Here is a 24,164-nt window from a genome sequence, read left to right on the forward strand (position 1 = left end):
GCGTTCTGAAGCAGCTCGCGGAGATAGACCCGGGGGCTGGAGTAGAGGTGGTGGGAGAGCAGATCCACCAGGCCACGCAGATCGACCTGGAACGTATGAGGTGTCTGGTCAGCAGTCATCGTCGCTGCGCCGGTGGGGGGACGGGCGACGGCGCGGGTCGGGCGATCCCGGCGTCCGGTGATCGCGGGGAAGGAGCGGAAGAGCGGCCATCCTAGGCGCCACGCCTCCGACGTGACCAACCGGTATCCACAGCCTGCGCGCCGTCTGTCGGTGCGGTGGTGTGCAATGGACCGCGTGCCCGCGCTCGACGAACCACCGAACAAGCCGCTCGGAGCCGCCGCCCTCGCGGCGGCCACCGGGTCCGCCACCCACCCGCAGGAGGTGCCATGCAGCTCGCCGACCCCCTGAAGAGCCTCCTCGGCGCCGCCACCGCCAAGGTGATGGCCGAGCACATGGATCTGCACACCGTGGGCGACCTGCTCCACCACTACCCCCGGCGGTACGCGGAGCGCGGCGAGCTGACCGCGCTCGCCGACCTGCCCCTGGACGAGCACGTCACCGTCGTCGCCCAGGTCGCCGACGCCCGCGTGCACACCTTCAACAAGGGCGGGCGCGGCAAGGGCCAGCGCCTCGAAGTCACCATCACCGACGGCAGCGGCCGCATGCAGCTGGTCTTCTTCGGCCGCACGGTCCACTTCCACCAGAAGGAGCTGCTGCCCGGCCGGCGCGCCATGTTCGCCGGCAAGGTCGGCCTCTTCAACCGCAGGCTCCAGCTCGCCCACCCCGAGTACAAACTGCTCGACGCCGAGAGCAGCACCGAGACCGTCAAGGCCTTCGCGAGCGAGCTGCTGCCCATCTACCCGGCCTGCAAGCAGCTGGAGTCCTGGACCATCGAGCAGTCCGTGGCCATCGCCCTGGACTCCATGGCCGCCACCGGCTGGGCCGGGCTCGCCGACCCGCTGCCGCCCGCCCTGCGCGAGGGCCGCGGCCTCACCGACCTGCCCGACGCCCTCACCAAGGTCCACCGCCCGCACACCAAGGCCGACATCGCCGACGCCCGCGACCGCCTCAAATGGGACGAGGCCTTCGTCCTCCAGGTCGCCCTCGCCCGCCGCCGGCACGCCGACACCCAGCTCCCCGCCGTCCCCCGCCGCCCCTCCGAGGGCGGCCTCCTCGACGCCTTCGACGCCAAGCTGCCCTTCACCCTCACGGACGGCCAGCAGAAGGTCTCCCGCGAGATCTTCGACGACCTCGCCACCGACCACCCCATGCACCGGCTCCTCCAGGGCGAGGTGGGCTCCGGAAAGACGATGGTCGCCCTGCGCGCGATGCTCGCCGTCGTCGACGCCGGGGGACAGGCCGCCATGCTGGCGCCCACCGAGGTCCTCGCCCAGCAGCACCACCGCTCCATCACCGAGATGATGGGCGAGCTCGCCGAGGGCGGCATGCTCGGCGGCGCCGACAACGCCACCAAGGTCGTGCTGCTCACCGGCTCGATGGGCGCCGCCGGACGGCGCCACGCCCTGCTCGACCTGGTCACCGGCGAGGCCGGCATCGTCATCGGCACCCATGCCCTCATCGAGGACAAGGTGCAGTTCCACGACCTGGGCCTGGTCGTCGTCGACGAACAGCACCGCTTCGGCGTGGAGCAGCGCGACGCCCTGCGCGGCAAGGGCAAGCAGCCGCCGCACCTGCTCGTCATGACCGCCACCCCCATCCCCCGCACGGTCGCCATGACCGTCTTCGGCGACCTGGAGACCTCGGTCCTCGACCAGCTCCCGGCCGGCCGGTCCCCGATCGCCAGCCATGTGGTGCCCGCCGCCGACAAGCCGCACTTCCTCGCCCGCGCCTGGGAGCGGGTCCGCGAGGAGGTGGAGGGCGGCCACCAGGCATACGTGGTCTGCCCCCGGATCGGCGACGAGGAGGACCGGAAGCAGAAGCGGAAGGCGAGCCCCGAGGACGAGGCCGAGAAGCGCCCGCCGCTCGCCGTCCTGGAGGTCGCCGAGCAGCTGCGCGCCGGGCCGCTCGCCGGGCTCCGCGTCGAGGTGCTGCACGGCAGGATGCACCCCGACGACAAGGACGACGTCATGCGCCGCTTCGCCGCCGGCGAGGTGGACGTCCTGGTCGCCACCACCGTCATCGAGGTCGGCGTGAACGTGCCCAACGCCACCGCCATGGTGATCATGGACGCCGACCGCTTCGGCGTCTCCCAGCTCCACCAGCTGCGCGGCCGCGTCGGCCGTGGCTCCGCCCCCGGCCTGTGCCTGCTGGTCACCGAGATGCCCGAGGCCAGCCCCGCCCGCCAGCGGCTCGGCGCCGTCGCCTCCACCCTCGACGGCTTCGAGCTCTCCCGTATCGACCTCGAACAGCGCCGCGAGGGCGACGTCCTCGGCCAGGCCCAGTCCGGCGTGCGCTCCTCCCTGCGGATGCTCACCGTCATCGACGACGAGGAGGTCATCACCGCCGCCCGCGAGGAGGCCACCGCGCTCGTCCTCGCCGACCCCGACCTCACCGCCCACCCCGAACTCCGCACCGCCCTCGACGCGCTGCTCGACAAGGGCCGGGAGGAGTACCTGGAGAAGGGCTGAGCGGCCTACGGCGGGTCCGCCCCGGCGCCGTCCGCCATAAGCTGGTGGGCACGCACTGGCTTATGGATGACGAGGACCTCAGATGACCCGCGTGATCGCCGGCAGCGCCGGCGGACGCCGACTCGCCGTGCCGCCGGGCACCGGCACCCGCCCCACCTCCGACCGGGCGCGGGAAGGCCTCTTCTCCACCTGGGAGTCGTTCCACGGCCTGGAGGGGGCCCGCGTCGCCGACCTGTACGCGGGCTCCGGCGCCGTGGGCCTGGAGGCGCTGTCCCGTGGCGCCTCCCACGCCCTGCTGGTCGAGGCCGACCCGCGCGCCGCGAAGACCGTCCGGGAGAACATCGGCTCGCTCGCCCTGCCGGGCGCCGAGCTGCGCACCGGCAAGGCGGAGCAGATCGTGACCGGTCCGGCGCCATCGGAACCGTACGACCTGGTCTTCCTCGACCCCCCGTACGCCGTCTCCGACGCCGATCTCCGCGAGATCCTCCTCACAATGCGCTCGGGGGGCTGGATCGCCGACGATGCCCTCGTCACCGTGGAGCGCAGCACCCGGGGCGGCGAGTTCGGCTGGCCGGACGGCTTCGCACCCATGCGGTCCCGTCGCTACGGCGAGGGAACGTTTTGGTACGGTCGCGCCGCCTCTACGTGCGAAGACGCACGATGACCGGACCGGAGAGCGAGGGACCCACGTTGCGCCGCGCTGTTTGTCCGGGGTCATTCGACCCCATCACCAATGGACACCTCGACATCATCGCCCGCGCCTCGAAGCTGTACGACGTCGTGCACGTCGCGGTGATGATCAACCAGTCGAAGAAGGGCCTCTTCACCGTCGAGGAGCGGATCGAACTCATCCGTGAGGTCACCGCCGGCTTCGGCAACGTCGAGGTGGAGTCCTTCCACGGCCTGCTCGTCGACTTCTGCAAGCAGCGCGACATCCCCGCCATCGTCAAGGGGCTGCGGGCCGTCAGCGACTTCGACTACGAGCTCCAGATGGCGCAGATGAACAACGGGCTCTCGGGCGTCGAGACCCTGTTCGTGCCGACCAACCCGACCTACAGCTTCCTGTCGTCCTCGCTGGTCAAGGAGGTCGCGGCCTGGGGCGGCGACGTCTCCCACCTGGTGCCCCCGGCGGTCCTCGGCCGGCTCACCGAACGGCTCGCCGAGCAGCGCTCCGGGCAGTGACCCCCGGCCACCGCCACTGACGCTCCGTCACCAGGTCCCGGACGGGGCCCGACTGGCCTTACAGTCGTCCCGTCCGTCTCCATCCAGCTGTAGAGAGTGGCGAGCACCGGTGGACGTGCAGAAGAAGCTCGACGAGATCGTCACGACGGTCCAGAGCGCCCGTTCCATGCCCATGTCGGCGTCCTGCGTGGTCAACCGGGCCGAGCTGCTCGCCCTGCTCGAAGAGGTGCGCGAGGCCCTGCCCGGCTCGCTCGCCCAGGCCCGGGAGCTGATCGGCGGCCGGGAGCAGATGGTCGAGCAGGCCCGGCAGGAGGCCGAGCGGATCATCGAGGCCGCGCACGCCGAGCGCGGCTCGATCGTCTCCGACAGCCAGGTCGCCCGCCAGTCGCAGGGCGAGGCCGACCGCATCCTCACCGAGGCCCGCCGGGAGGCCGAGGAGATCCGCGCGGAGGCCGACGACTACGTCGACTCCAAGCTGGCCAACTTCGAGGTCGTGCTCAACAAGGCCATCGGCTCCGTCGACCGCGGCCGCGAGAAGCTGCTCGGCCGGGGCCCCGGTCTGGACGCGGACGGGTACGCCGACGAGGACGCCCCCGAGTACAGCGCGGACCCGCAGACCCTGATCCACCGGGCCGACGCCTACGTGGACGCCAAGCTGGGCGCCTTCGAGGCCGTGCTCTCCAAGACCCTGGAGGCCGTCGGCCGAGGCCGGCAGAAGCTGCACGGCAGGATCGCCTCCGACGACCTCGCCGAGCACATGGCCGCGCAGGACGCCGCGGGCCCGGGCGGGCACACCAGCGACGCCGACTACCTCGCGGGCCTCGCGGAGCTGGCCGACCCCGAGCCCGCGCGGATCCCGCAGCAGCAGACCCCGCCGCAGCCGCAGCACGACCCGCACGACCCGTACGGGTACGCCGCCCAGCAGCAGATGCCGCAGGCGCAGCCGGTACCGGTCCAGCAGACCGACCCGTACGGGTACCAGCAGCAGGACCCGTACGCGTACCAGCAGCCGCAGGCCGACCCCTACGGGTACCAGCAGCAGTACGGCTACGAGCAGCAGCCCCAGCCGGCGCCGCCCGCGCACCAGCCGGGGACCGCCGGGCTCGACGAGACCAGCTTCTTCGACACGAGCATGATCGACCTGGAACAGCTGCGCCGCTACGAGCAGGGGCACTGAGCGGGGAGCTCACCCGGATTGGGCCCTGGGCGAAGCGTCCAGTATCCTGGCTCTTCGGTCGCGCGTATTCCGCGATCCATGCTGCCCACGGTCGGCAGCTCCCCCTCACGATGTGAACGATCCGAAAGCAGGAAGAGCCCTGAGCACGCGCCTCGACCACCGCGACCCCCTCGTGTTCGACACACACGAGCTGGGGCGGCGTCCTGGCGCCCTCCAGCGGATCTCCCGCACGATCGACGCCCCCAGGGATCTGGGTGTCGCAGGGGTCATCGGAGTGCCCGAGGGCGCTCCGGTGGAGATCGACCTCCGGCTCGAGTCGGTCATGGAAGGGGTGCTTGTCACAGGCACCGCCCGTGCATCGGCCGAGGGGGAGTGCGTAAGGTGTCTGGAGTCCGTCGAGCTTGAGCTCGACGCGGACTTCCAGGAGATGTTCTCGTACCCCGACTCCGACGACCGGGGCCGCTCGAAGGCGGCCGCGGACGACGAAGCCGAGGACGACGAGGACATGATCCCCCTCGAGGACGGCATGTTCGACCTCGAACCCGTGCTGCGTGATGCGGTGGTGCTCGCACTGCCGATGCAGCCGGTGTGCCGGGAGGACTGTGCGGGTCTGTGTTCCGAATGCGGAATCAGCCTGAACGAGAACCCGGACCACCACCACGACGCCGTCGACATCCGTTGGGCGGCACTGCAGGGACTCGCCGGTTCGCAGGGAACCGATGAGAAGGACAACATGAGCGGCTCCTCTGACGGGGACGTCCGAAGCGCCGCCGAGAAGCAGGAGAAGTAGCCGTGGCTGTTCCGAAGCGGAAGATGTCGCGCAGCAACACGCGCCACCGCCGGTCGCAGTGGAAGGCTGCGGTCCCCACCCTGGTTTCGTGTGAGCGTTGCCAGGAGCCGAAGCTGCAGCACATCGCGTGCCCGAGCTGCGGCACCTACAACAAGCGCCAGGTCCTCTCGGTCTGAGTGGGCTGGTGAGAGGCACGATGTCTGACCACGTCAACGCAGCCTCGTCCCACACGCTTCTGGAAGGGCGGCTCGGGTATCAGCTCGAGTCCGCCCTTCTGGTGCGTGCGCTCACCCACCGTTCGTACGCGTACGAGAACGGCGGTCTGCCCACCAACGAGCGTCTTGAGTTCCTCGGGGACTCCGTGCTCGGCCTGGTGGTCACGGACACGCTCTATCGCACCCACCCCGACCTGCCCGAAGGCCAGCTGGCCAAGCTGCGGGCCGCGGTGGTCAACTCGCGTGCGCTGGCGGAGGTGAGCCGCGGCCTCGACCTGGGCTCCTTCATCCGGCTCGGCCGGGGCGAAGAGGGTACGGGCGGCCGGGACAAGGCCTCCATCCTCGCCGACACCCTTGAAGCGGTGATCGGCGCCGTCTATCTCGACCAGGGTCTCGACGCGGCCTCCGAGCTGGTGCACCGGCTCTTCGACCCGCTGATCGAGAAGTCCTCGAACCTCGGTGCGGGCCTGGACTGGAAGACCAGTCTCCAGGAGCTGACCGCGGCCGAGGGCCTGGGTGTTCCGGAGTACCTCGTCAGCGAGGAGGGTCCGGACCACGAGAAGGTCTTCACTGCTGCCGCCCGCGTCGGTGGTGTCTCGTACGGCACCGGCACCGGCCGCAGCAAGAAGGAAGCGGAACAGCAGGCGGCGGAGTCCGCGTGGCGCGCGATTCGCGCGGCCGCGGACGAGCGCGCGGCGGCGGCGAAGGCCGCTGCCGAGAACGCCTCCGGCCAGGGCGGGGAAGTGGTCACCGACCTCCCCTCCGCCGAGGACCAGGCTTCGGCCTGACCCTTCGCTTCCCGATGCCCCCGCCCCCTCCAGGGGACGGGGGCATCGTCGTGCCCGGCGGTTGTAGGCTGCTGGCATCACCCGCAGGAGCCGTTCCGGAGGAGTGCCGTGCCCGAGTTGCCCGAGGTCGAGGTCGTACGACGCGGTCTTGAGCGGTGGGTCGCGGGACGGACCGTCGCCGAGGTCGAGGTCCTGCACCCCCGGGCCGTACGGCGCCATCCGGCGGGCGGCACGGACTTCGCGGCCCGGCTGCGGGGACAGCGGCTCGGCACCGCGCGGCGGCGCGGCAAGTACCTGTGGCTGCCGCTCGCCGACACCGACGCCTCGGTCCTCGGCCACCTCGGCATGAGCGGCCAGCTGCTCGTGCAGCCGGAGGACGCGGCGGACGAGAAGCACCTGCGGATCCGGGTCCGCTTCGCCGACGCGGCCGGCACCGAGCTGCGCTTCGTCGACCAGCGCACCTTCGGCGGACTCTCGCTGCACGACAACACACCCGACGGGCTGCCCGACGTCATCGCGCACATCGCGCGCGACCCGCTGGACCCGCTCTTCGACGACGCCGCCTTCCAGACCGCGCTGCGCCTGAGGCGTACGACGGTCAAGCGGGCGCTGCTCGACCAGTCGCTGATCAGCGGCGTCGGCAACATCTACGCCGACGAGGCGCTGTGGCGCGCGAAGCTGCACTACGACCGGCCGACCGCGACCCTGACCCGGCCCCGCTCGGCCGAGCTCCTCGGGCACGCGCGGGACGTGATGAACGAGGCCCTCGCGGCCGGCGGGACCAGCTTCGACGCGCTGTACGTGAACGTGAACGGCGAGTCGGGCTACTTCGACCGGTCGCTCGACGCCTACGGGCGGGAGGGCGAGCCGTGCCACCGCTGCGGTACGCCGATGCGCCGGCGCGCGTGGATGAACCGGTCCAGCTACTACTGCCCGCGCTGCCAGCGCCCGCCGCGCGTCACGGCGTGACGGGCACCGCGCGCTCCGCGTCGTAGCTCTCGCGGGCGGCCAGCACCTGGTCCATCCGGCCCTCGACGAGGTGGATGAGCCCCAGCAGCCGCTCGGCGACCTCCTGGCCCAGCGGGGTGAGCCGGTAGTCGACCCGCGGCGGGTTGGTGGGCTGCGCGTCGCGGTGCACCAGGCCGTCGCGCTCCAGGGCGTGCAGCGTCTGGGACAGCATTTTCTCGCTGACGCCGTCCACCCTGCGCCGCAGTTCGTTGAAGCGGAACGTGCCGTCGTGGAGCGCGCCCAGGGTGAGGCTGCCCCAGCGGCCGGTCACGTGCTCCAGCGTGCCGCGGGAGGGACAGGACTTGGCGAAGACGTCGAAAGCGAGGTCCGGGTCGTCGGTCATGCCTTCTACCATACTCGCGCACAGCGCTGTGGAGAGGAGTGCGCTGTGTTGAGGGTTGCGCTGCATCGAGGCACGCGCTGCATCGAGGGTTGCGCTGTCGAAAAGTTAGTGCTCTACTTCTCGTCATCACCCCATGCCGTCCCCAGCGCAGCCGAGGAGCACCTCCATGACCACGCCCGTCGTCTCCATCGCCTACCACTCCGGCTACGGCCACACCGCCGTCATCGCCGAGGCCGTCCGGGACGGTGCCGCCGACGCCGGTGCCACCGTCCACCTGATCAAGGTCGACGAGATCACCGACGCCCAGTGGGAGCTGCTCGACTCCTCCGACGCGATCGTCTTCGGCTCGCCGACCTACATGGGCACCGCCTCCGGCGCCTTCCACCAGTTCGCCGAGGCCAGCTCGAAGCGCTGGTTCTCCGACGCCTGGCTGGACAAGCTGGCGGCCGGCTTCACCAACTCCGCCTCGAAGAGCGGCGACAAGCTGCACACCCTGCAGTTCTTCCAGACCCTCGCCGGCCAGCACGGCATGACCTGGGTCAACCTGGGCCTGAAGCCCGGCTGGAACACCAGCACCGCGTCCGAGAACGACATCAACCGCCTCGGCTTCTTCTCCGGCGCCGCCGCCCAGACCCCCAGTGACCTGGGCCCCGAGGCCGTCCACAAGGCCGACGTCGCCACCGCCGAGCACCTCGGCCGCCGCGTCGCCGAGACCGCCCGCACGTTTGCGCTCGGCAAGGCCGCGGCCTGACCCGTACGCACGCGAAAGGCCCCGTCACCACTGCGGTGACGGGGCCTTTCGCCTGTGTACGAGGGGAGTACGAGGGGCGTACGCGGGTGCGCGCGGGACTCAGAAGCCGAAGTCCTGGGTCCACCACGGACCGCCGTCCGCGAAGTGCACCCCCACGCCCAGCGTCTTGTAGTCGCAGTTCAGGATGTTCGCCCGGTGCCCGTCGCTCGCCATCCAGGACTTCATCACCGCGGCCGCGTCCACCTGGCCGCGGGCGATGTTCTCGGCGCCCAGACCGCTGACGCCCGCCTTGTCGGCGCGCGCCCACGGGGTCAGGCCGTCCGGGTTGGTGTGGTCGAAGAAGCCGCGCGCGGCCATGTCGGCGCTGAAGGCACCGGCCAGGGCGGCGAGATCCGCGTCGGAGCGGACCGCGACACAGCCCACCTTGGCGCGCTCGACGTTCACAAGCCGCACGACCTCCGCCTCGGCGGCCGCCTCCCGGCCGGCCAGGGGGCGGACGGTGACCGTCGGCTCCGGGGCCTTCGTGGTCGGGGCCTGGACCGGGCGGGCCGTCCTGGAGGGCGCGGGCGCCGGGGCCTTCGGCTTCGGCGCGGCCGCCGTCCTCGTGGCAGTGGGCGTGGGCGTGGGCTTCGGCGCGGGGGGCGTCGGGGTCGCCGCGCTCTTGGACGGGGTGACGGTCTTGTCGTTCCCCGCGCTCTTCGGCGCGGAGTCGCCGGCCGGGGTCGCCGAGGCGCCGCCCTGCGTGGTCAGGCTCGGGGCCTGCTGTGTGACCACGGTCCGCTCGCCGCCCGTGCCCGTGCTGCCCACCGTGAACGTGTCGCCGCCGGGCAGCAGACCCGAGGCGACCGCGATGGCGCCGACGGCGACCGCGGCGGAGACACCGAGCAGCCCGGTGCGTACCGGCGCGCCGCGTCGCGCGCCCCGATGGCGTCCCATCCGCTCGGCCTCCCTGAAGGACGATCTTTGCTGGTCTTTGCTTCTGTGGATGCTTCGAACGGGATTCGGCCAACCGGGCGAGTCCCGTTCCGTCGGGACTGTACGCGAAGACATGAGGGGCTGACGTGCTCCTTCCGTAATCCGCCCGTTAGCGTGCAGCCATGAACGACGACGTACGGATGACCGCCTGGGTGCGCGGCCGGGTACAGGGAGTGGGCTTCCGCTGGTTCACCAGGGCAAACGCGCTGGAGATCGGAGGGCTCGTGGGCTTCGCCCTGAACCTCGACGACGGCCGGGTGCAGGTCGTGGCCGAGGGGCCGAGTGAGAATTGCCACCGTCTGCTGGACTGGCTCCGGTCGGGCGACACGCCCGGGCGCGTGGACGGAGTCACTGAGATCTGGGACACGCCCCGAGGCATCTACGAGACCTTCGCGATCCGCTGACACCCCTTAGACGATCTTGTCCGAACGCCCCGCGCGACGTCCTCGGAGGGGCGCGCGGGGGGCGCTCACGGCGTACGCGGAAGGGTCGCCGGAAGCGGAAACCGCCTGGTGGTTGCCAATGAGGGCTTGCCGTGCCAGGCTGCGCGAGTAAGGATGATCTCCAGAGCCCCCGGGCACCGAGTTGCGAGGCGCCGCCGCCCTTCCCGCGGCCGCAGACCCCCCGGTGAGCCCTTGATGCGGGGCGTGATCGTGTTGACCGTCAAACTTTTTGGTGAGACTCTGGAAGCCCCGCGCACCTTAGCTGTCCGACCGTGAGAACCGGCACGACAAAGAGCATGGTCGGGCACCGCGGGTGCGAATCCCTCACGACCCACACCGCTTCGGTCGGTCACTCAGTGTGGAGGACCATCCATCATGGCAAAGGCGCTTCTCGGTTACGTCGGCGGCTCCGACCCGCGACTCCTCGCCGAGATGCGACGGCTTCAGCAGCGCGTCCAGGACCTCGAGTCCGAGCTGGTTCGGATCCAGTCCGAGAACGACGCGCTCGCCGCTGCCGCCGCTCACCACGGAGAGTCGCTGCTGGACAGCATCGACCTCGACGTTCCCAAGGCGGAGCCTGCGCTCACCTGACGCCCCGTGCCGGGGCACCGGTGAGAAACACTCTCGCTAGCACGGCTGGACACACAGCTGGATACGCAGCCAGATATGCAAGGGGCGCCTAGGCGTCCCTTCTTTCTTGCGGCATCGTCTCCTCGCGCCACCCCCGGTCCCCCATGTCCCCTCCTTGGGGGAGGGTGTGCCCTGGTCCTTCACGGGTGAAACCCGGGACCCCGGGTAGAGTCCGCAGGCGTGCATCTCAAGGCCCTGACGCTCCGCGGTTTCAAATCCTTCGCCTCCGCCACCACCCTGCGGTTCGAACCCGGGATCACCTGCGTCGTCGGCCCCAACGGCTCCGGCAAGTCCAATGTCGTGGACGCGCTGTCCTGGGTCATGGGCGAACAGGGCGCCAAGTCGCTGCGCGGCGGCAAGATGGAGGACGTCATCTTCGCCGGCACGACCGGGCGGCCCCCGCTCGGCCGCGCCGAGGTCTCGCTGACCATCGACAACTCCGACGGCGCGCTCCCCATCGACTACGCCGAGGTCACCATCACCCGGATCATGTTCCGGGGCGGCAGCAGCGAGTACCAGATCAACGGCGACACCTGCCGGCTGCTCGACATCCAGGATCTGCTCTCCGACTCCGGCATCGGCCGCGAGATGCACGTCATCGTCGGCCAGGGCCAGCTCGACTCGGTCCTGCACGCCGACCCCATGGGGCGGCGCGCCTTCATCGAGGAGGCCGCGGGCGTCCTCAAGCACCGCAAGCGCAAGGAGAAGGCGCTGCGGAAACTGGACGCGATGCAGGCCAACCTCGCCCGCGTCCAGGACCTCACCGACGAACTGCGCCGCCAGCTCAAGCCGCTCGGCCGGCAGGCCGCCGTCGCCCGCCGGGCCGCCGTCATCCAGGCCGACCTGCGCGACGCCCGGCTGCGGCTGCTCTCCGACGACCTCGTACGCCTCACGGAGGCGCTGAAGGCCGAGGTCGCCGACGAGGCCGCGCTGCTCGCCCGCAAGCAGTCCACCGAGGCCGAACTGAAGGCGGCGCAGGCCCGGGAGGCCGCCCTGGAGGACGAGGTCCGCCGCCTCGCGCCCCGGCTCCAGCGCGCCCAGCAGAGCTGGTACGAGCTGTCGCGGCTGGCCGAGCGGGTGCGCGGCACCGTCTCGCTCGCCGACGCCCGCGTCACCAGCGCCACCGACCGGCCCGTGGAGGAGCGGCGTGGCCGCGAGCCGGAGGACCTGGAGCGCGAGGCCGCCCGCGTCCGCGAGCAGGAGGCCGAGCTGACGGCCGCCCTGGAGGCCGCCGAGCGCGCCCTTGAGGACACCGTCGAGCACCGCGCCGAGCTCGAACGCGCCCTCGCCGTCGAGGAACGGCGCCTCAAGGACGCGGCCCGCGCCCTCGCCGACCGCCGCGAGGGCCTGGCCCGCCTGAACGGGCAGGTCAACGCGGCCCGCTCACGCGCCGCCTCCGCCCAGGCCGAGATCGACCGGCTCGCCGCCGCCCGCGACGAGGCCCAGGAGCGGGCGGTCGCCGCGCAGGAGGAGTACCAGCAGCTGAAGGCCGAGGTGGACGGCCTCGACGCCGGGGACACCGAGCTGGGGGAGCGGTACGAGGCGGCCCGCCGGGAACGAGCCGACGCGGAGGCCGGGCTCGCCGCCGCCCGCGAGGCCGTCGGAGCCGCCGAACGCGCCCGCGCGGCGGCGGGCGCCCGCCGCGACGCCCTCGCCCTCGGCCTGCGCCGCAAGGACGGCACCGGCGCCCTGCTCGGCGCCGGGCTGACCGGCCTGCTCGGCCCGGCGGCGGAGCTGCTGACCGTCACTCCCGGCTACGAGATCCCGGTCGCCGCCGCCCTGGGCGCCGCCGCCGACGCCCTCGCCGTCACCGGCCCGGCGACCGCCGTCGAAGCCCTCCGGCTGCTCCGCAAGCAGGACGCGGGCCGGGCCTCGCTGCTGCTTGCGGGCGCTGAGGGAGCGGGCTCCGAGACCCCGGGCGAAGCACCCGCCCCGCCGCCCGGAGCGGTGTCCGCCGCCCCGCTCGTCCAAGGACCCGCAGACCTCATGGGGGCCGTGCGCCGGCTGCTCCGGGACGTCGTCGTGGTCGAGGGCCTCGACGAGGCCGTCGACGTGGTGCGGGCCCGCCCGGAGCTCACGGCCGTCACGGCGGAGGGCGACCTGCTCGGGGCGCACCTCGCGCAGGGCGGGGCCGCCGGCGCGCCCAGCCTCCTCGAACTGCGCGCCTCGGTCGACGAGGCGACGGCGGAGCTCGCCGAACTGGACGTGCGCTGCGCGGAGCTGGCGGACCGGCAGCGGGCCGCCGCCGAGCGCGGGCGCGAGGCCGCCCGGCTCGTCGAGGAGGCGGGCGAGCGGCGACGGGCCGCCGACCGGGAGAAGTCGGCGGTGGCCCAGCAGCTCGGGCGGCTCGCAGGACAGGCCAGGGGCGCCGCGGGGGAGGCCGAGCGGACCGCCGCGGCCGCCGCGCGGGCGGCCGAGGCACTGGAGCAGGCGCTGGCCGAGGCGGAGGAGCTGGCCGAACGGCTGCTGGTCGCCGAGGAGTCGTCCCCCTTCGGGGCGGACGCCGACGAGGAGCCGGACGGGTCGGTCCGCGACCGCCTCGCCGTCGACGGCTCCAACGCGCGCCAGACCGAGATGGAGGCCCGCCTCCAGGTCCGCACCCACGAGGAGCGGGTCAAGGGCCTGGCCGGACGGGCCGACTCCCTGGACCGCGCCGCCCGCGCCGAGCGCGAGGCCCGGACCCGCGCCGAGGAGCGCAGGGCCCGGCTGCGCCACGAGGCGGAGGTCGCCGCGGCCGTCGCCTCGGGCACCCGCCAGCTCCTCGCCCACGTGGAGGTCTCCCTGGTCCGCGCCGAGCGCGAGCGGAGCCTGGCGGAGGCCGCGAAGGGGGCCCGCGAGCAGGGGCTCGGGGCGGCCCGCGACCGTGGCCGCGCCCTGAAGGCGGAGCTCGACAAGCTCACCGACTCGGTCCACCGCGGCGAGGTCCTGGGCGCGGAGAAGCGGCTGCGGATCGAGCAGCTGGAGAGCCGCTCCCTGGAGGAGCTGGGGGTGGAGCCGGCCGCGCTGGTCGACGAGTACGGCCCCCACCAGCCCGTACCGCCGTCGCCTCCGGCCGAGGGCGAGGAGCTGCCCGAGGACCCGGACCACCCGCGCAACCAGCCGCGCCCGTTCATCCGTTCGGAGCAGGAGAAGCGGCTGAAGTCCGCCGAACGGGCGTACCAGCAGCTCGGCAAGGTCAATCCGCTCGCCCTGGAGGAGTTCGCGGCCCTGGAGGAGCGCCACCAGTTCCTCTCCGAGCAGCTGGAGGACCTGAAGAAGACCCGGACCGACCTTCTCCAGGTCGTGAAGGAGGTGGACCTGAGGGTCGAGCAGGTCTTCACCGAGGCGTACCGGGACACGGCCCGCGAGTTCGAGGGCGTCTTCTCGCGGCTCTTCCCGGGCGGCGAGGGCCGCCTCGTGCTCACCGACCCGGACGACATGCTCCGTACCGGCATCGACGTCGAGGCCCGTCCGCCGGGCAAGAAGGTCAAGCGGCTCTCGCTGCTGTCCGGCGGCGAGCGCTCGCTGACGGCCGTGGCGCTGCTCGTCGCCATCTTCAAGGCCAGGCCCAGCCCGTTCTACGTGATGGACGAGGTCGAGGCGGCGCTGGACGACACCAATCTCCAGCGGCTCATCCGGATCATGGAGGAGCTCCAGGAGTCCTCGCAGCTGATCGTGATCACCCACCAGAAGCGCACGATGGAGGTCGCCGACGCGCTCTACGGAGTGTCGATGCAGGGCGACGGCGTCTCGAAGGTGATCAGCCAGCGGCTGCGCTGACGCGGTGAACGGGCCGTGGCTGAAGTGGTGGCCGACGGGAAGGTGTGCGCCACTGGAAGCCCGGGAACCCCCGGACGTCCGGCAGAGCCCCGGCGGCCCGGGACACCCGGGGCAGGACCGTCCCCCGGAGGAGCCCAAGTGACCAGCACCGCGCAGGCGCCCACACCGCCGCCGTCGGAGGGGCGTTCGGCCCATCCGGACCACATCGGACACGTCATCTTCATCACGGCCTCGGCCGCGATGGGCGGCTTCCTCTTCGGTTACGACAGCTCGGTCATCAACGGCGCCGTCGAGGCCATCCGCGACCGGTACGAGATCGGCTCCGCCGCGCTGGCCCAGGTCATCGCCATCGCCCTGATCGGCTGCGCCATCGGCGCCGCCACCGCCGGCCGGATCGCCGACCGCATCGGCCGCATTCTCTGCATGCGGATCGCCGCCGTGCTCTTCGCCATCAGCGCCGTCGGCTCCGCGCTGCCCTTCGCGCTGTGGGACCTGGCCCTCTGGCGGATCATCGGCGGCTTCGCCATCGGCATGGCCTCGGTGATCGGCCCCGCCTACATCGCGGAGGTCGCGCCCGCCGCGTACCGCGGCCGCCTCGGCTCCTTCCAGCAGGCCGCGATCGTCATCGGCATCGCCATCTCCCAGCTGGTCAACTACGGCATCCTCCAGCTCGCCGACGGCGACCAGCGCGGCAAGATCGGCGGCCTGGAGGCCTGGCAGTGGATGCTCGGCGTGATGGTCGTGCCCGCGCTCCTCTACGGCCTGCTCTCCTTCGCGATCCCCGAGTCGCCGCGCTTCCTCATCTCCGTGGGCAAGACCGACCGCGCCAAGGAGGTGCTGGCCGAGGTCGAGGGCCACGGGGTCGACCTGGACCACCGGGTCGCCGAGATCGACCAGGCCATGCGCAGCGAGCACAAGTCCACCTTCAAGGACCTGATGGTCGCGGGCACGAAGTTCAAGCTGCTGCCGATCGTCTGGGTCGGCATCGGGCTCTCCGTCTTCCAGCAGCTCGTCGGCATCAACGTCGCCTTCTACTACTCGGCGACGCTGTGGCAGTCCGTCGGCATCGACCCGTCGAGCTCGTTCTTCTACTCGTTCACCACGTCGATCGTGAACATCATCGGCACCGTGATCGCGATGGTCCTGGTCGACCGGGTCGGCCGCAAGCCGCTCGCGCTCGTCGGCTCCGTCGGCATGGCCATCGCCCTCGCCTTCGAGGCCTGGGCCTTCTCCGCCGACCTCGTCGACGGCAAGCTGCCCGAGACCCAGGGCGCCGTGGCGCTCGTCGCCGCCCACGTCTTCGTCCTCTTCTTCGCCCTCTCCTGGGGCGTGGTCGTCTGGGTCTTCCTCGGCGAGATGTTCCCGAACCGGATCCGCGCCGCCGCCCTCGGCGTCGCCGCCTCCGCCCAGTGGATGGCCAACTGGGCCATCACGGCCAGCTTCCCGTCCCTGGCGGACTGGAACCTCTCCGGCACCTACATCATCTACACGGTCTTCGCCGTGCTCTCGATCCCCTTCGTGCTCCGGTACGTCAAGGAGACCAAGGGCAAGGCGCTGGAGGAGATGGGCTGAACGCGGGGAGGATCGGCTATCCCTTGAGCCGGGGCAGTACGGCGTCGCAGAACAGCCGCACGCTCCGCCAGCCCTCCTCGACCGGCATCCCGCCGCACAGCGGATGCAGCACCAGGCTGTCGAGCTCCCGCCCGAGCGCCACGCACTCCTCGGGCGTCACCACCCGGTAGACGCCCTCCGCGCGCAGCTCCGCCACGCTCCCCGCGCCCGAGCGCACGGCCGAGCGGATGTCCTTGGACTGCCAGGAGGCGTAGGTACGGGCCTCGTGCAGGAAGTGCTCGCCGCACTCGGCCCAGGTCCGGTCCGGATCCTCCGACACGTGCAGCAGCGGGGTCTCGCGGGCCGGCATCATCGTCCAGCCCTCCGTGCCGTGCGCGGCGCACTGCTCCTGGTAGTACGTCTCCAGTTCGGGCAGGTGCGCGCTCGGGAAGAACGGCAGCCCGAGCCGGGCCGCCCGCCGGGCCGCCGCCTTCGAGGAGCCGCCGACCAGGAGCAGCGGGTGCGGCTGGGTGAAGGGCCGCGGAGTGATCCGTACCGTACGGCCCTGATACGTGAAGGGCTCGCCCTTCCAGGCCGTCAGCAGGGTCTCCAGGAGCTGGTCCTGGAGCCTGCCCCGGCGGCCCCAGTCGACCCCGCGCTCCTCGTACTCCTCCGGGCGGTAGCCGATCCCGGCGACGGTCACCAGGCGGCCCGCGCTCAGCAGGTCGAGGACGGCGATCTCCTCCGCGAGCCGCAGCGGGTCGTGCAGCGGGCCGATGATCGCGGAGACGGTGACGGCGATCCGCCGGGTCGCGCCGAAGACGGCCCCGGCGAAGGCGAAGGGGGAGGGGAGCCAGTTGTTGACGGCCCCGTGGTGCTCCTCGGTCTGCACCGTGTCGACGCCGTGCGCGTCGGCGTGGGCCGCCATCTCGACGGCCGCGCGGTAGCGGGCCGAGAGGGAGACGGGGTCCGCGTGCGGATCGACGAGGTTGAACCGTACGACGGTGAACGGCATGGGAAGTCCCCCTCCACGGGTGCGTCGGAGGGGGACGGTAGCTGACGTTGCGTCAGATGGAAACGGCCGTGCGCGTCTCGTCCGGCTCCTCGCCGGACGTCACGGGGCCAGACCTTCACCCGCACCCTGGACGAACTCGTCGGCCTGCAGTACTCCTTCTCCTACTCCAGCCCCGCCGTCCTCGGCACCCGGCAGACCGCCTTCGACGAGCTCCTGCGCCGTGAGCTCACCGCGTTCAGCCCGGACGGCACCTTCGCCAACGCCGTCCCTATCGAAGCCGTCATCGCCACGAGGCCGTAGCCGTCCACATCTGACCGTATCGGCCTGCTTTGGCCTGAAACAGCAAGGGCAGCTGATCCCGCGCAGCCGACGACCGCCTCGCCGCCGAGGACGCGGCTCCACGGGGTGTAGCCGAGGTCCAGGCACTGCGCGGAGTGCACGCCGGACCAGGCGATGCGGCCCTGGACGATCTGGTGGTCGCGGCGGCGCGGGTGCGCCAGTCAAGGACCAGCTCGCGGATCAGGTCCTTGAGGACCACCTCCTGGTCGTCGTCGACGTCCGCGCCCTCCGGGGCTTCGCGAGGGCGTCGAGTCCCCGGCACCGGCCAGTCCCACTCCAGGCGGCGCAGCCGGTTGTGGACGCGTTCCAGGCCGCCGGTCCCGAGCCCCTGGCCGCGCAGGTAGTACAGGCCCAGGTCGCCGTCGAGGGCGGCGAGCAGGGCTGCCGTGCTGCGGATCCGGTACGACCACAGGGCCCGCTGCACCTGGTGGCCCTGCCGGTCGTGGCCGAGGAGGTCCGCCAGCTCCAGGGCCGCGGCGCCCAGGTACGCGCACTCCACGCAGGGCTCGGCCGGCACATCGACCTTCGCGTCCTTCGGGAGCCGCTCGTACTCGTCGGGTAGCTCGGCTCTCACCTCGCCGTAGCACCTTCACCGGCCGGCCCTGGCCCACAGCTCGGCGACACCGGGGTGGGCGAGTACGCCGCGGAGGGACTGCTCGATCTCGTGCAGCACCGAGTCGCTTCCGGCTGCCTGGCTTCTCGGCCAGAGTGGCGGCCGTACGGGAGAGCGCGGTGACGAGCTGGTTCTGTGGCCGGCCCGCCTCCCGTAGCTGGTCAGCGTCGAGCGTCCGGTGGGCCTCGCGCAGCTTCCAGCGTCAGGAACTGCCGAGTCTGCTTGGGGCGATGACGGGCCAGAAGGTTCGCGACCCATGCGGCGAGCGCGGGCTGGCGCAGCTCGTGATCGCCTTCGCGGTTTCGCGGTGCAGGAGCTTTTCGCGCCCGAGCACCGGCTTACCGCCCTTCACGGCAATACGGCGGCCCCGTCCTGCCCGGAAGGAGGCCGCCGGGTCGGATGGGCTCCGCTCCCACGATGTGCCGAACCTTGACCGGGCGCACGATCACAGCGACCCCCGTTCGTCCGGCATGATCAGGGGGGTTGCGCTCGCAGCCCGGCTACTTGTGGGCCATCCGTCTATTCCGGTCGTGCGCCTCGTCGTCTTCGACGAAGCGGGCCACGACGCCGCTGATGTCCGCCGTGGCGAGCGTCAGGAGAGATCAGGGCCCCGGAAGCGAGCAAAGGCGCCGGAACCCGAGCCGGCTTCGTGGACGACCGGCTGCAGGGGGCCACCTCGCCCGGTTCGTGGCGGACCTGGTCGACGAGGTGCTCGACGGCTGGACCCGGGCCCCCAACGGACGCCGTGAACCCGATCCGACCTCTATGACGTACCTCACCGGGAACCACCCGCGCGAGGACGGCAGAGGAAGGTATGGATCCAGGATTCAGAGCCCGTGTCAGGGCCGGCGACGAAGGCGCGTTCAACGCGCTGTTCCGCGAACATGGGAAGGCCGTGTACAACCACTGCTTCCGCCTCACCGGTGACTGGGCCGGGGCGGAGGACTGCACCTCGCTGGTCTTCCTGGAGGCCTGGCGGCTTCGGGAGAAAGTCGACCCCGAGGGGGGCAGCCTGCTCCCGTGGCTGCTGGGCATCGCGCACTACGTGGTGCACCGCAGGCGGCGGGTGGGCCGGCGCCACCAGGCGCTGATGGCGCGGATGCCCGCGCCGGGGCTGCTGCCGGACTTCGCCGACGAGTTGGTGGGGCGGCTGGAGGACCAGGAGCTGATCGCGGCGGTGCGCCAGGTGCTGGATCGGCTCTCCCGGGGCGACCGCGAGGTCCTCGCCCTGTGCGTCTGGGCGGGCCTGGACTACGCCGGGGCCGCCCAGGCGCTCGGCGTCCCGGTCGGTACGGTGCGCTCGCGGCTGTCCCGGGCCCGGCGGCGGCTGGAGAAACTGGCCCGGAAGAATCTCGGGGTGGACCTGGAACCCCCGGGCGCGGGCAGGCAGATAACAGATGACCGAACCGAGAAGGTCAGGCCGAGCGAGAGGAGAACGCGATGAACCGGGACCAGGACGATGACCTGCGGATGCTGCGTCAGCTGCTGCCGGTGCCCACGGACCGCGATTTTCCGGCCGGCCGCCAGATCCAGCGTGAGGAACATCTGATGACCAGTCTGCTGACCAAGGACCAGGGCTCCGAGCGGAAGCGCCGCGGGGTGGTGAGGTTCGCCGTGCCGACGGGCCTGGCTGCCGCGGTGGCCGGGGCCGCACTGATCCTGCTGCCCGCACAGAGCGCCGCCGCCTACACCGTGCAGAGCGGGCAGGACGGCAAGGTCCGGCTCACCATCGCCAAGCCGGACGCCAGGATCGACCTGAGCCGGCTCCAGCAGGACCTGGCGAAGGCCGGCGTACACGCCAAGGTCTTCACCGGCGACCCGAACTGCGCCAGCGCCTGGACCCCGCCCCCGCTGCCCCCGGTTCCGCCGGGCGCGAGCCTGCCCCCCGCCCCGTCGGCGCCCGACCTGCCGACCCCGACCGCACCGCCCACCGGGGCGTCGAACCTGCCGGCGCCGCCCGCGCCGAGCTTCCCGGTGACCAAGGAGGGCGGGAAGACCGTCGTGACCATCGACCCCACCCGGATCCCGCACGGCAAGGAGTTGCTGCTCGGCTTCCCGCTGGCCAAGGGTGACTCCACCGGCTCCTTCGCCGAGGTGCTCCCGAAGCTGCCGGTCGGCGCCGTCCCGGCCTGCCTGCCGGCCGGCCAGCCGGGCTGACCCGCCCGGACATCCTGGTGGGAGCCCCGCCGGAGCGGGACTCCCACCAGCTGGAGGCGAGGACCTGGGCAGGAGCGTGCCTCAGTAGCGTGTCCTGTCCGCGCGAGCGAAGGTTCGCTGTACTGGGTCATCAGGGGCAGGGCTCTTGCTGCTCGGTGAGTTTCCTGGCGTGCGTGGTGCGCGCGGAGTGCGATTCACCAGGCGTTGAGGCACCAGGCCCCGGCTTCCTGGCCGCGATGGGGGCAGGACACGTCGTACGCCCGCAGCACGGTCTGGACCGGCACGTGTTTCTGCTGCTGCTCCCGCTCCCCGACATCTGGTTCTCCAAGGCCGCCGCTGATCGGCCCGAGCCGGGCTCCTCGCCGACGACGTCACTCTCACCCCCATGGCCTGCCCGTCGGTGTGTTCACCGACAAGGCCAAGCACTCGGTGCGCACGGTGAACGTCGGTGTGCCACGCGGCTCGCGGGCCACCGGATCGGGTGACAGTCCCGCTCTGACCTCGCGTGCCGTCCTGGCTGGCCGCTAGCGTCTGACCTCTCGCCCGTCCGACCAGGGATGCCCATGACGCTTCGCCAGGCAACGCTCTCGCTGGTCGCCGCCGTGCTGCTCTCGCTCGCCACCTCGAACGCTCCGTACGCCGCCGCGCCGACCGCAGCGGCTGCACCGTGCGAGGAAGGGGACACCGAGTCCAGGACGGACTCCTCGGTCGACGAGGGCGAGATCCGGTGGACCGAGTCGTCGAAGTACGACTCGGAGAGGGCGCACGCTATCACCGAGTGGAACAAGCTCCGGAAGATCAGCATCGCACCCGACGCCGTCAACACCGTGAACGACCCGGAGTTCCGGGACTACAGCAAGCCCGACACCATCGGCGGGTACTGGGAGCGGCGGGGTGGTATCGCCCAGACCGACTACATGTACCTGAACAAGCACAACATGTGGAACAGGAAGAGCGACGTCGACAGACCGACCGCCGTCGACCAGGCCAACTACACCCGATTGTGGGGATGATGAAACGCACCATTGTGCTGTCGCTCGCCGGGGCCGTCGTGCTCGCCGGGTCGGCAACCGCCGCCGTCCTCGCCACGCACGACGACGACGTCACGGTCCACGCGATCTGCCTCCCGGTCGACGAGACCGACGGCGACAAGGCCGGCATCGTCGATCACGTGGCCGTCGTCACGGTCGACCAGACGGTCAAGGAGCAGCCCAACGACGTCAACGTCGAGGTCTTCTCCAAGGTCCGTGTCGAGGAGACCCTGAAGGGCACCCTGCCCTCGGGCGCGACCGTCGACCAGGTCGTCTTCCGCGTACCCGGCGGCGGGTTCAAGGCCACCGGCCCGCACCGGGCACCACTGATCGCCGGACACCGGTACGTGATCGGCGTCGACGACTGGGGAAGCACCGAGAGCCCCAGGCTCCGGGAGGTCTTCTTCTCGACGCCGGCCGACGGCGACCGGCTCGACAGGGAGCGCACCCGCTGGCAGGCCGCGGTCGCCCACCAGACCGCGAAGCGCATCGCCCCGTCCTGCAACGACGTCGTCAACGTGCCGTAGAGCAGGACGCCGGCCCGGGGCCATCGCGCAGGCTGCCAGTCACGCCGCAGGTACCCGCGCTGGCCCGTCCTGCGGCCCCCGGGGCGAGCGGTGGCCGTGAGCGCGGCCAGGGCGGACCGTCCTCACGGCGGCGGGGGAGCCGGATCCTAGGGCTTCGCCTGCTGGGCAGCCTAGTGAGCGGCCAGCGCCTTGCGGTCGTCGGCCCCGTGCGGTCGCGATACTGGCCGCCATGACCAGCACACCCGAACCCTCCGCTGCGCCCCCGTTCTCCCGGATCAAGATCCGGACCGGGGCCCTGGTGTTCTGCGGCGACGACGTCGCCCTCATCCGCCGCGACCGTGCCGGCTCCGCCCACTACACCCCGCCCGGCGGTAACGTCGAGCATGGCGAAGACCTCGACGCCGCCCTCGCCCGCGAACTCGCCGAGGAGCTCGACCTCGATGTCGACCAGGCCGAAGGCGGCGACCTGATGTGGGTCGTCGACCAGCGCGTCACCCGCCCCGGCCCTACCCCGCCGCCGCGCAAGCTCCACCTGATCTACCGCCTCCACATCACTCCCGAGGTCCGCGCACCCCTTGCCGAGACCGAGCAGGACGAACTGCCCGACGGCAGCCACGAGACCGGCGTCATCGAGTGGATCGACTACCGCAAGACCGCCGAACTGCCGATCTTCCCGCCCATCGGCCCGGCCCTGGCTTCCCTGCCCGACCCCCGCGCCGCCGTCACCGACGCTGCTCTCGAAGCCGTCACCGACGACACGTACACCTGGGTGTGACCATCGGGCCGCCCCGGGCATCCGGCCCGAAGAGGAAGGAGACCGCGGTGACCGTCGGGGATCCCACCCGGTGGCTCGACCTGTTCGTCCGCGATGTCGACGAGCAGCCCGTGCACGGTTGCGAGAACCGCTGCCGCTGGTCAGCGCCGTGGTCGTTCGCCCAGGGAGGTTCTCGAAGAACCCCTCTCACAACCGCCGAGTTCTGTGCAGCAGGGGCGACCAGGCCGCGCTCGGTCATCATCATGCCGATCACGGCTCCGAGCCCGAGCTGGTCGCGGCCGTCGCGCGGCACAACCCGGGTCCGGCGCCGGGGCTTGTCCTGCCCGGCGGTTCCGCGCTTCTTCGCCGCTTCGCGTGCGGCGAGGAGCGCCTGACGGGCGGGGCGACGCCGGAGATCTGGGGAAGCCCGGGTCTACGTGGCGAACGTCACCGGATCAAAGAGACGATTCACGGACTTCCTGCCGGAAGGCCCCATCAGGGGCGTTGCTGGCCGATGACAGTACCTCAGTGTTGGGTGCCCAAGAAGCCTAGGAATCTTTCGAGCCATCATTATGGCGCTTCCGCCTGGCTCGGAGACCGTCTACGAGCCAGAAGGAGAATCCGGCAAGCAGGACTGAATATAGCGCGGTAGGGAGCGTAGATGGACCTTCATCTCTGAGGATCTGCTCAAGCAGTTTCCAGAGCACCGAGATGGCGCATGCGGCAGCGAGTCCCCATGAAGGGCCTTTCCATTTTTCAGGAACATTCATCCGATTGCCTATTCTTCAGGAGGGTCGCCTTGTGGGGTGAGCCACGCGAAGGCTCACCCCACAAAGCGCATTCTAACTAGGGCGCCATGTATGCAACTGCGACCCTATCGCCACCACTTCCCTCTCGAGATGGCTCTAATTTTTCCACGTGCCAGCCCGTATGCGTTCTTGAAGTGCCCGTAGCCCTCGGTCACGCCAGTGACTCCTCCAACTGCAGCCCAGCCGCATGCCGCCCTGCCGCCGTTATTGAGAACGCAGCTCTGCCGCCTAGACCAACTCTTGGTGTGGTTCCAGAGGCCTCTCGCTCCACCCCTCTTGTAGGTTCGATACGCAGCCCTACCGTAATGCCACGCCCGCTTCCCGGCGCGATAGGCCCTATAGGTCTTTCCCACCACTCCGACATAAGGGCACCAGGAAAAGCAGACGGACCCTACCGAGTAAATGAAACTCACAGTATTGTTCTTGCTTCTGCAAGTTTCACTGAAGGGGTTCCAGCAACGTCTTCCGTCGAGGTCAAAATTATTGACGGGGTCGGCATGGGCGTATTCATAGGAGTTGGCGTTCCCTCCGTACACCGGGTCCGCAGAGAGGAACCTGCCTGCGTTCGGCGCATACAGACGGACGCCCATGAGCATCAGACCGGTGAGGGTTTCGCTGGAGCGTTGCTTGGCGCCGAGCCAGTTGTAGCGGGTGGCGGGCTGGCCGGTGCGGGGGTTGCCGTACTCGTCGTTGTCCAGGACCAGGGGGGCGTCGTTGGT

24 protein-coding genes and 1 pseudogene are annotated in these 24,164 nt (G+C 71.2%); 19 read left to right on the forward strand and 6 right to left on the reverse strand.

Translation table 11 applies throughout. The annotated features are described in order from the left end of the window. Positions 1 to 323 (reverse strand): annotated as a pseudogene (locus ABTZ54_RS35155) (HSP90 family protein); the annotation flags it as partial. Between ABTZ54_RS35155 and ABTZ54_RS35160 the strand changes: the two are divergent. From ABTZ54_RS35160 to mutM, 9 genes are all read left to right on the forward strand, one after another. Continuing rightward, positions 286 to 408: a hypothetical protein gene (locus ABTZ54_RS35160; RefSeq protein ID WP_351671936.1), complete on the forward strand. Its 123-nt coding sequence runs from the start codon at positions 286 to 288 to the stop codon at positions 406 to 408. The pseudogene ABTZ54_RS35155 and the gene ABTZ54_RS35160 sit on opposite strands and share 38 nt — an antisense overlap. After that, positions 387 to 2,588, forward strand: a complete 2,202-nt coding sequence (gene recG, locus ABTZ54_RS35165; protein WP_351671876.1) for an ATP-dependent DNA helicase RecG — start codon at positions 387 to 389, stop codon at positions 2,586 to 2,588. The genes ABTZ54_RS35160 and recG overlap by 22 nt, the downstream gene beginning before the upstream one ends. A gap of 82 nt (positions 2,589 to 2,670) precedes the next feature. Further along, the gene (gene rsmD / locus ABTZ54_RS35170) at positions 2,671 to 3,252 is read left to right on the forward strand and encodes a 16S rRNA (guanine(966)-N(2))-methyltransferase RsmD (protein ID WP_351671879.1); all 582 of its coding nucleotides are present in this window, start codon (positions 2,671 to 2,673) and stop codon (positions 3,250 to 3,252) included. 26 nt (positions 3,253 to 3,278) lie between these two features. Then, on the forward strand, positions 3,279 to 3,770 hold the full coding sequence (gene coaD, locus ABTZ54_RS35175; protein WP_351671933.1) for a pantetheine-phosphate adenylyltransferase: 492 nt from the start codon (positions 3,279 to 3,281) through the stop codon (positions 3,768 to 3,770). A gap of 109 nt (positions 3,771 to 3,879) precedes the next feature. Beyond that, complete coding sequence (locus tag ABTZ54_RS35180; RefSeq protein WP_351671882.1) at positions 3,880 to 4,947, forward strand: F0F1 ATP synthase subunit B; 1,068 nt, start codon at positions 3,880 to 3,882, stop codon at positions 4,945 to 4,947. 112 nt (positions 4,948 to 5,059) lie between these two features. Next, a complete protein-coding gene (locus ABTZ54_RS35185) occupies positions 5,060 to 5,737 on the forward strand; it encodes a YceD family protein (protein ID WP_351671885.1) in 678 nt (225 codons plus the stop codon). A 2-nt stretch (positions 5,738 to 5,739) separates the two neighbouring features. Next, positions 5,740 to 5,913: a 50S ribosomal protein L32 gene (gene rpmF, locus ABTZ54_RS35190; RefSeq protein WP_015036448.1), complete on the forward strand. Its 174-nt coding sequence runs from the start codon at positions 5,740 to 5,742 to the stop codon at positions 5,911 to 5,913. Between the two features lie 20 nt (positions 5,914 to 5,933). Continuing rightward, positions 5,934 to 6,740 (forward strand): ribonuclease III, encoded by an 807-nt coding sequence (rnc, locus tag ABTZ54_RS35195; RefSeq protein ID WP_351671888.1) that lies wholly within the window; start codon positions 5,934 to 5,936, stop codon positions 6,738 to 6,740. Positions 6,741 to 6,848: 108 nt separating this feature from the next. Beyond that, positions 6,849 to 7,709 (forward strand): bifunctional DNA-formamidopyrimidine glycosylase/DNA-(apurinic or apyrimidinic site) lyase, encoded by an 861-nt coding sequence (gene mutM, locus ABTZ54_RS35200; RefSeq protein ID WP_351671891.1) that lies wholly within the window; start codon positions 6,849 to 6,851, stop codon positions 7,707 to 7,709. Here mutM and ABTZ54_RS35205 read toward each other — a convergent pair. After that, positions 7,699 to 8,091 carry a winged helix-turn-helix transcriptional regulator gene (locus ABTZ54_RS35205; RefSeq protein WP_351671894.1) on the reverse strand — a complete coding sequence of 131 codons (393 nt, stop codon included), beginning with the start codon at positions 8,089 to 8,091 and terminating at the stop codon, positions 7,699 to 7,701. The genes mutM and ABTZ54_RS35205 overlap by 11 nt on opposite strands. A 166-nt stretch (positions 8,092 to 8,257) precedes the next feature. Between ABTZ54_RS35205 and ABTZ54_RS35210 the strand changes: the two genes are divergently transcribed. Next, positions 8,258 to 8,842, forward strand: a complete 585-nt coding sequence (locus ABTZ54_RS35210) for a flavodoxin family protein (protein ID WP_351671897.1) — start codon at positions 8,258 to 8,260, stop codon at positions 8,840 to 8,842. Positions 8,843 to 8,941: 99 nt separating this feature from the next. Here ABTZ54_RS35210 and ABTZ54_RS35215 read toward each other — a convergent pair whose 3' ends face one another. Further along, on the reverse strand, positions 8,942 to 9,778 hold the full coding sequence (locus ABTZ54_RS35215; RefSeq protein WP_351671900.1) for a CAP domain-containing protein: 837 nt from the start codon (positions 9,776 to 9,778) through the stop codon (positions 8,942 to 8,944). Between the two features lie 161 nt (positions 9,779 to 9,939). Between ABTZ54_RS35215 and ABTZ54_RS35220 the strand changes: the two genes are divergently transcribed. The 4 genes from ABTZ54_RS35220 (at position 9,940) to ABTZ54_RS35235 (ending at position 16,221) form a co-directional block, all read left to right on the forward strand. After that, a complete protein-coding gene (locus ABTZ54_RS35220; protein WP_132919092.1) occupies positions 9,940 to 10,221 on the forward strand; it encodes an acylphosphatase in 282 nt (93 codons plus the stop codon). 414 nt (positions 10,222 to 10,635) lie between these two features. Next, complete coding sequence (locus tag ABTZ54_RS35225; RefSeq protein ID WP_351671903.1) at positions 10,636 to 10,851, forward strand: hypothetical protein; 216 nt, start codon at positions 10,636 to 10,638, stop codon at positions 10,849 to 10,851. A 219-nt stretch (positions 10,852 to 11,070) separates the two neighbouring features. After that, positions 11,071 to 14,649: a chromosome segregation protein SMC gene (gene smc, locus ABTZ54_RS35230; protein WP_351671906.1), complete on the forward strand. Its 3,579-nt coding sequence runs from the start codon at positions 11,071 to 11,073 to the stop codon at positions 14,647 to 14,649. Positions 14,650 to 14,787: 138 nt separating this feature from the next. Then, on the forward strand, positions 14,788 to 16,221 hold the full coding sequence (locus ABTZ54_RS35235) for a sugar porter family MFS transporter (protein WP_351671908.1): 1,434 nt from the start codon (positions 14,788 to 14,790) through the stop codon (positions 16,219 to 16,221). A 16-nt stretch (positions 16,222 to 16,237) separates the two neighbouring features. On the opposite strand, the gene ABTZ54_RS35240 is transcribed toward ABTZ54_RS35235, so the two are convergent. Both ABTZ54_RS35240 and ABTZ54_RS35245 read right to left on the reverse strand, forming a co-directional pair. After that, entirely contained in the window at positions 16,238 to 17,215 is a 978-nt protein-coding gene (locus ABTZ54_RS35240) for an LLM class flavin-dependent oxidoreductase (protein ID WP_351671911.1), read from the reverse strand. A gap of 280 nt (positions 17,216 to 17,495) precedes the next feature. Next, complete coding sequence (locus tag ABTZ54_RS35245) at positions 17,496 to 18,128, reverse strand: hypothetical protein (protein WP_351671913.1); 633 nt, start codon at positions 18,126 to 18,128, stop codon at positions 17,496 to 17,498. Between the two features lie 853 nt (positions 18,129 to 18,981). Here ABTZ54_RS35245 and ABTZ54_RS35250 point away from each other — a divergent pair. The 5 genes from ABTZ54_RS35250 (at position 18,982) to ABTZ54_RS35270 (ending at position 22,657) form a co-directional block, all read left to right on the forward strand. Continuing rightward, positions 18,982 to 19,611, forward strand: a complete 630-nt coding sequence (locus ABTZ54_RS35250) for an RNA polymerase sigma factor (protein WP_351671916.1) — start codon at positions 18,982 to 18,984, stop codon at positions 19,609 to 19,611. After that, positions 19,608 to 20,324, forward strand: coding sequence for a hypothetical protein (locus ABTZ54_RS35255; RefSeq protein WP_351671919.1), 717 nt, complete (start codon positions 19,608 to 19,610; stop codon positions 20,322 to 20,324). Before ABTZ54_RS35250 ends, ABTZ54_RS35255 begins: the two co-directional genes overlap by 4 nt. Positions 20,325 to 20,887: 563 nt before the next feature. Further along, a complete protein-coding gene (locus ABTZ54_RS35260) occupies positions 20,888 to 21,337 on the forward strand; it encodes a hypothetical protein (RefSeq protein WP_351671922.1) in 450 nt (149 codons plus the stop codon). Next, entirely contained in the window at positions 21,337 to 21,882 is a 546-nt protein-coding gene (locus ABTZ54_RS35265; RefSeq protein WP_351671925.1) for a hypothetical protein, read from the forward strand. Before ABTZ54_RS35260 ends, ABTZ54_RS35265 begins: the two co-directional genes overlap by 1 nt. Before the next feature lie 229 nt (positions 21,883 to 22,111). Continuing rightward, positions 22,112 to 22,657, forward strand: coding sequence for an NUDIX domain-containing protein (locus tag ABTZ54_RS35270; protein ID WP_351671927.1), 546 nt, complete (start codon positions 22,112 to 22,114; stop codon positions 22,655 to 22,657). A gap of 853 nt (positions 22,658 to 23,510) precedes the next feature. Here ABTZ54_RS35270 and ABTZ54_RS35275 read toward each other — a convergent pair. Then, on the reverse strand, positions 23,511 to 24,164 hold a 654-nt coding region (locus ABTZ54_RS35275; protein WP_351671930.1), incomplete at its 5' end, for an RHS repeat-associated core domain-containing protein.

The sequence above is a fragment of the Streptomyces sp. NPDC094032 genome (assembly GCF_040303965.1).
Lineage (GTDB): Bacteria > Actinomycetota > Actinomycetes > Streptomycetales > Streptomycetaceae > Streptomyces.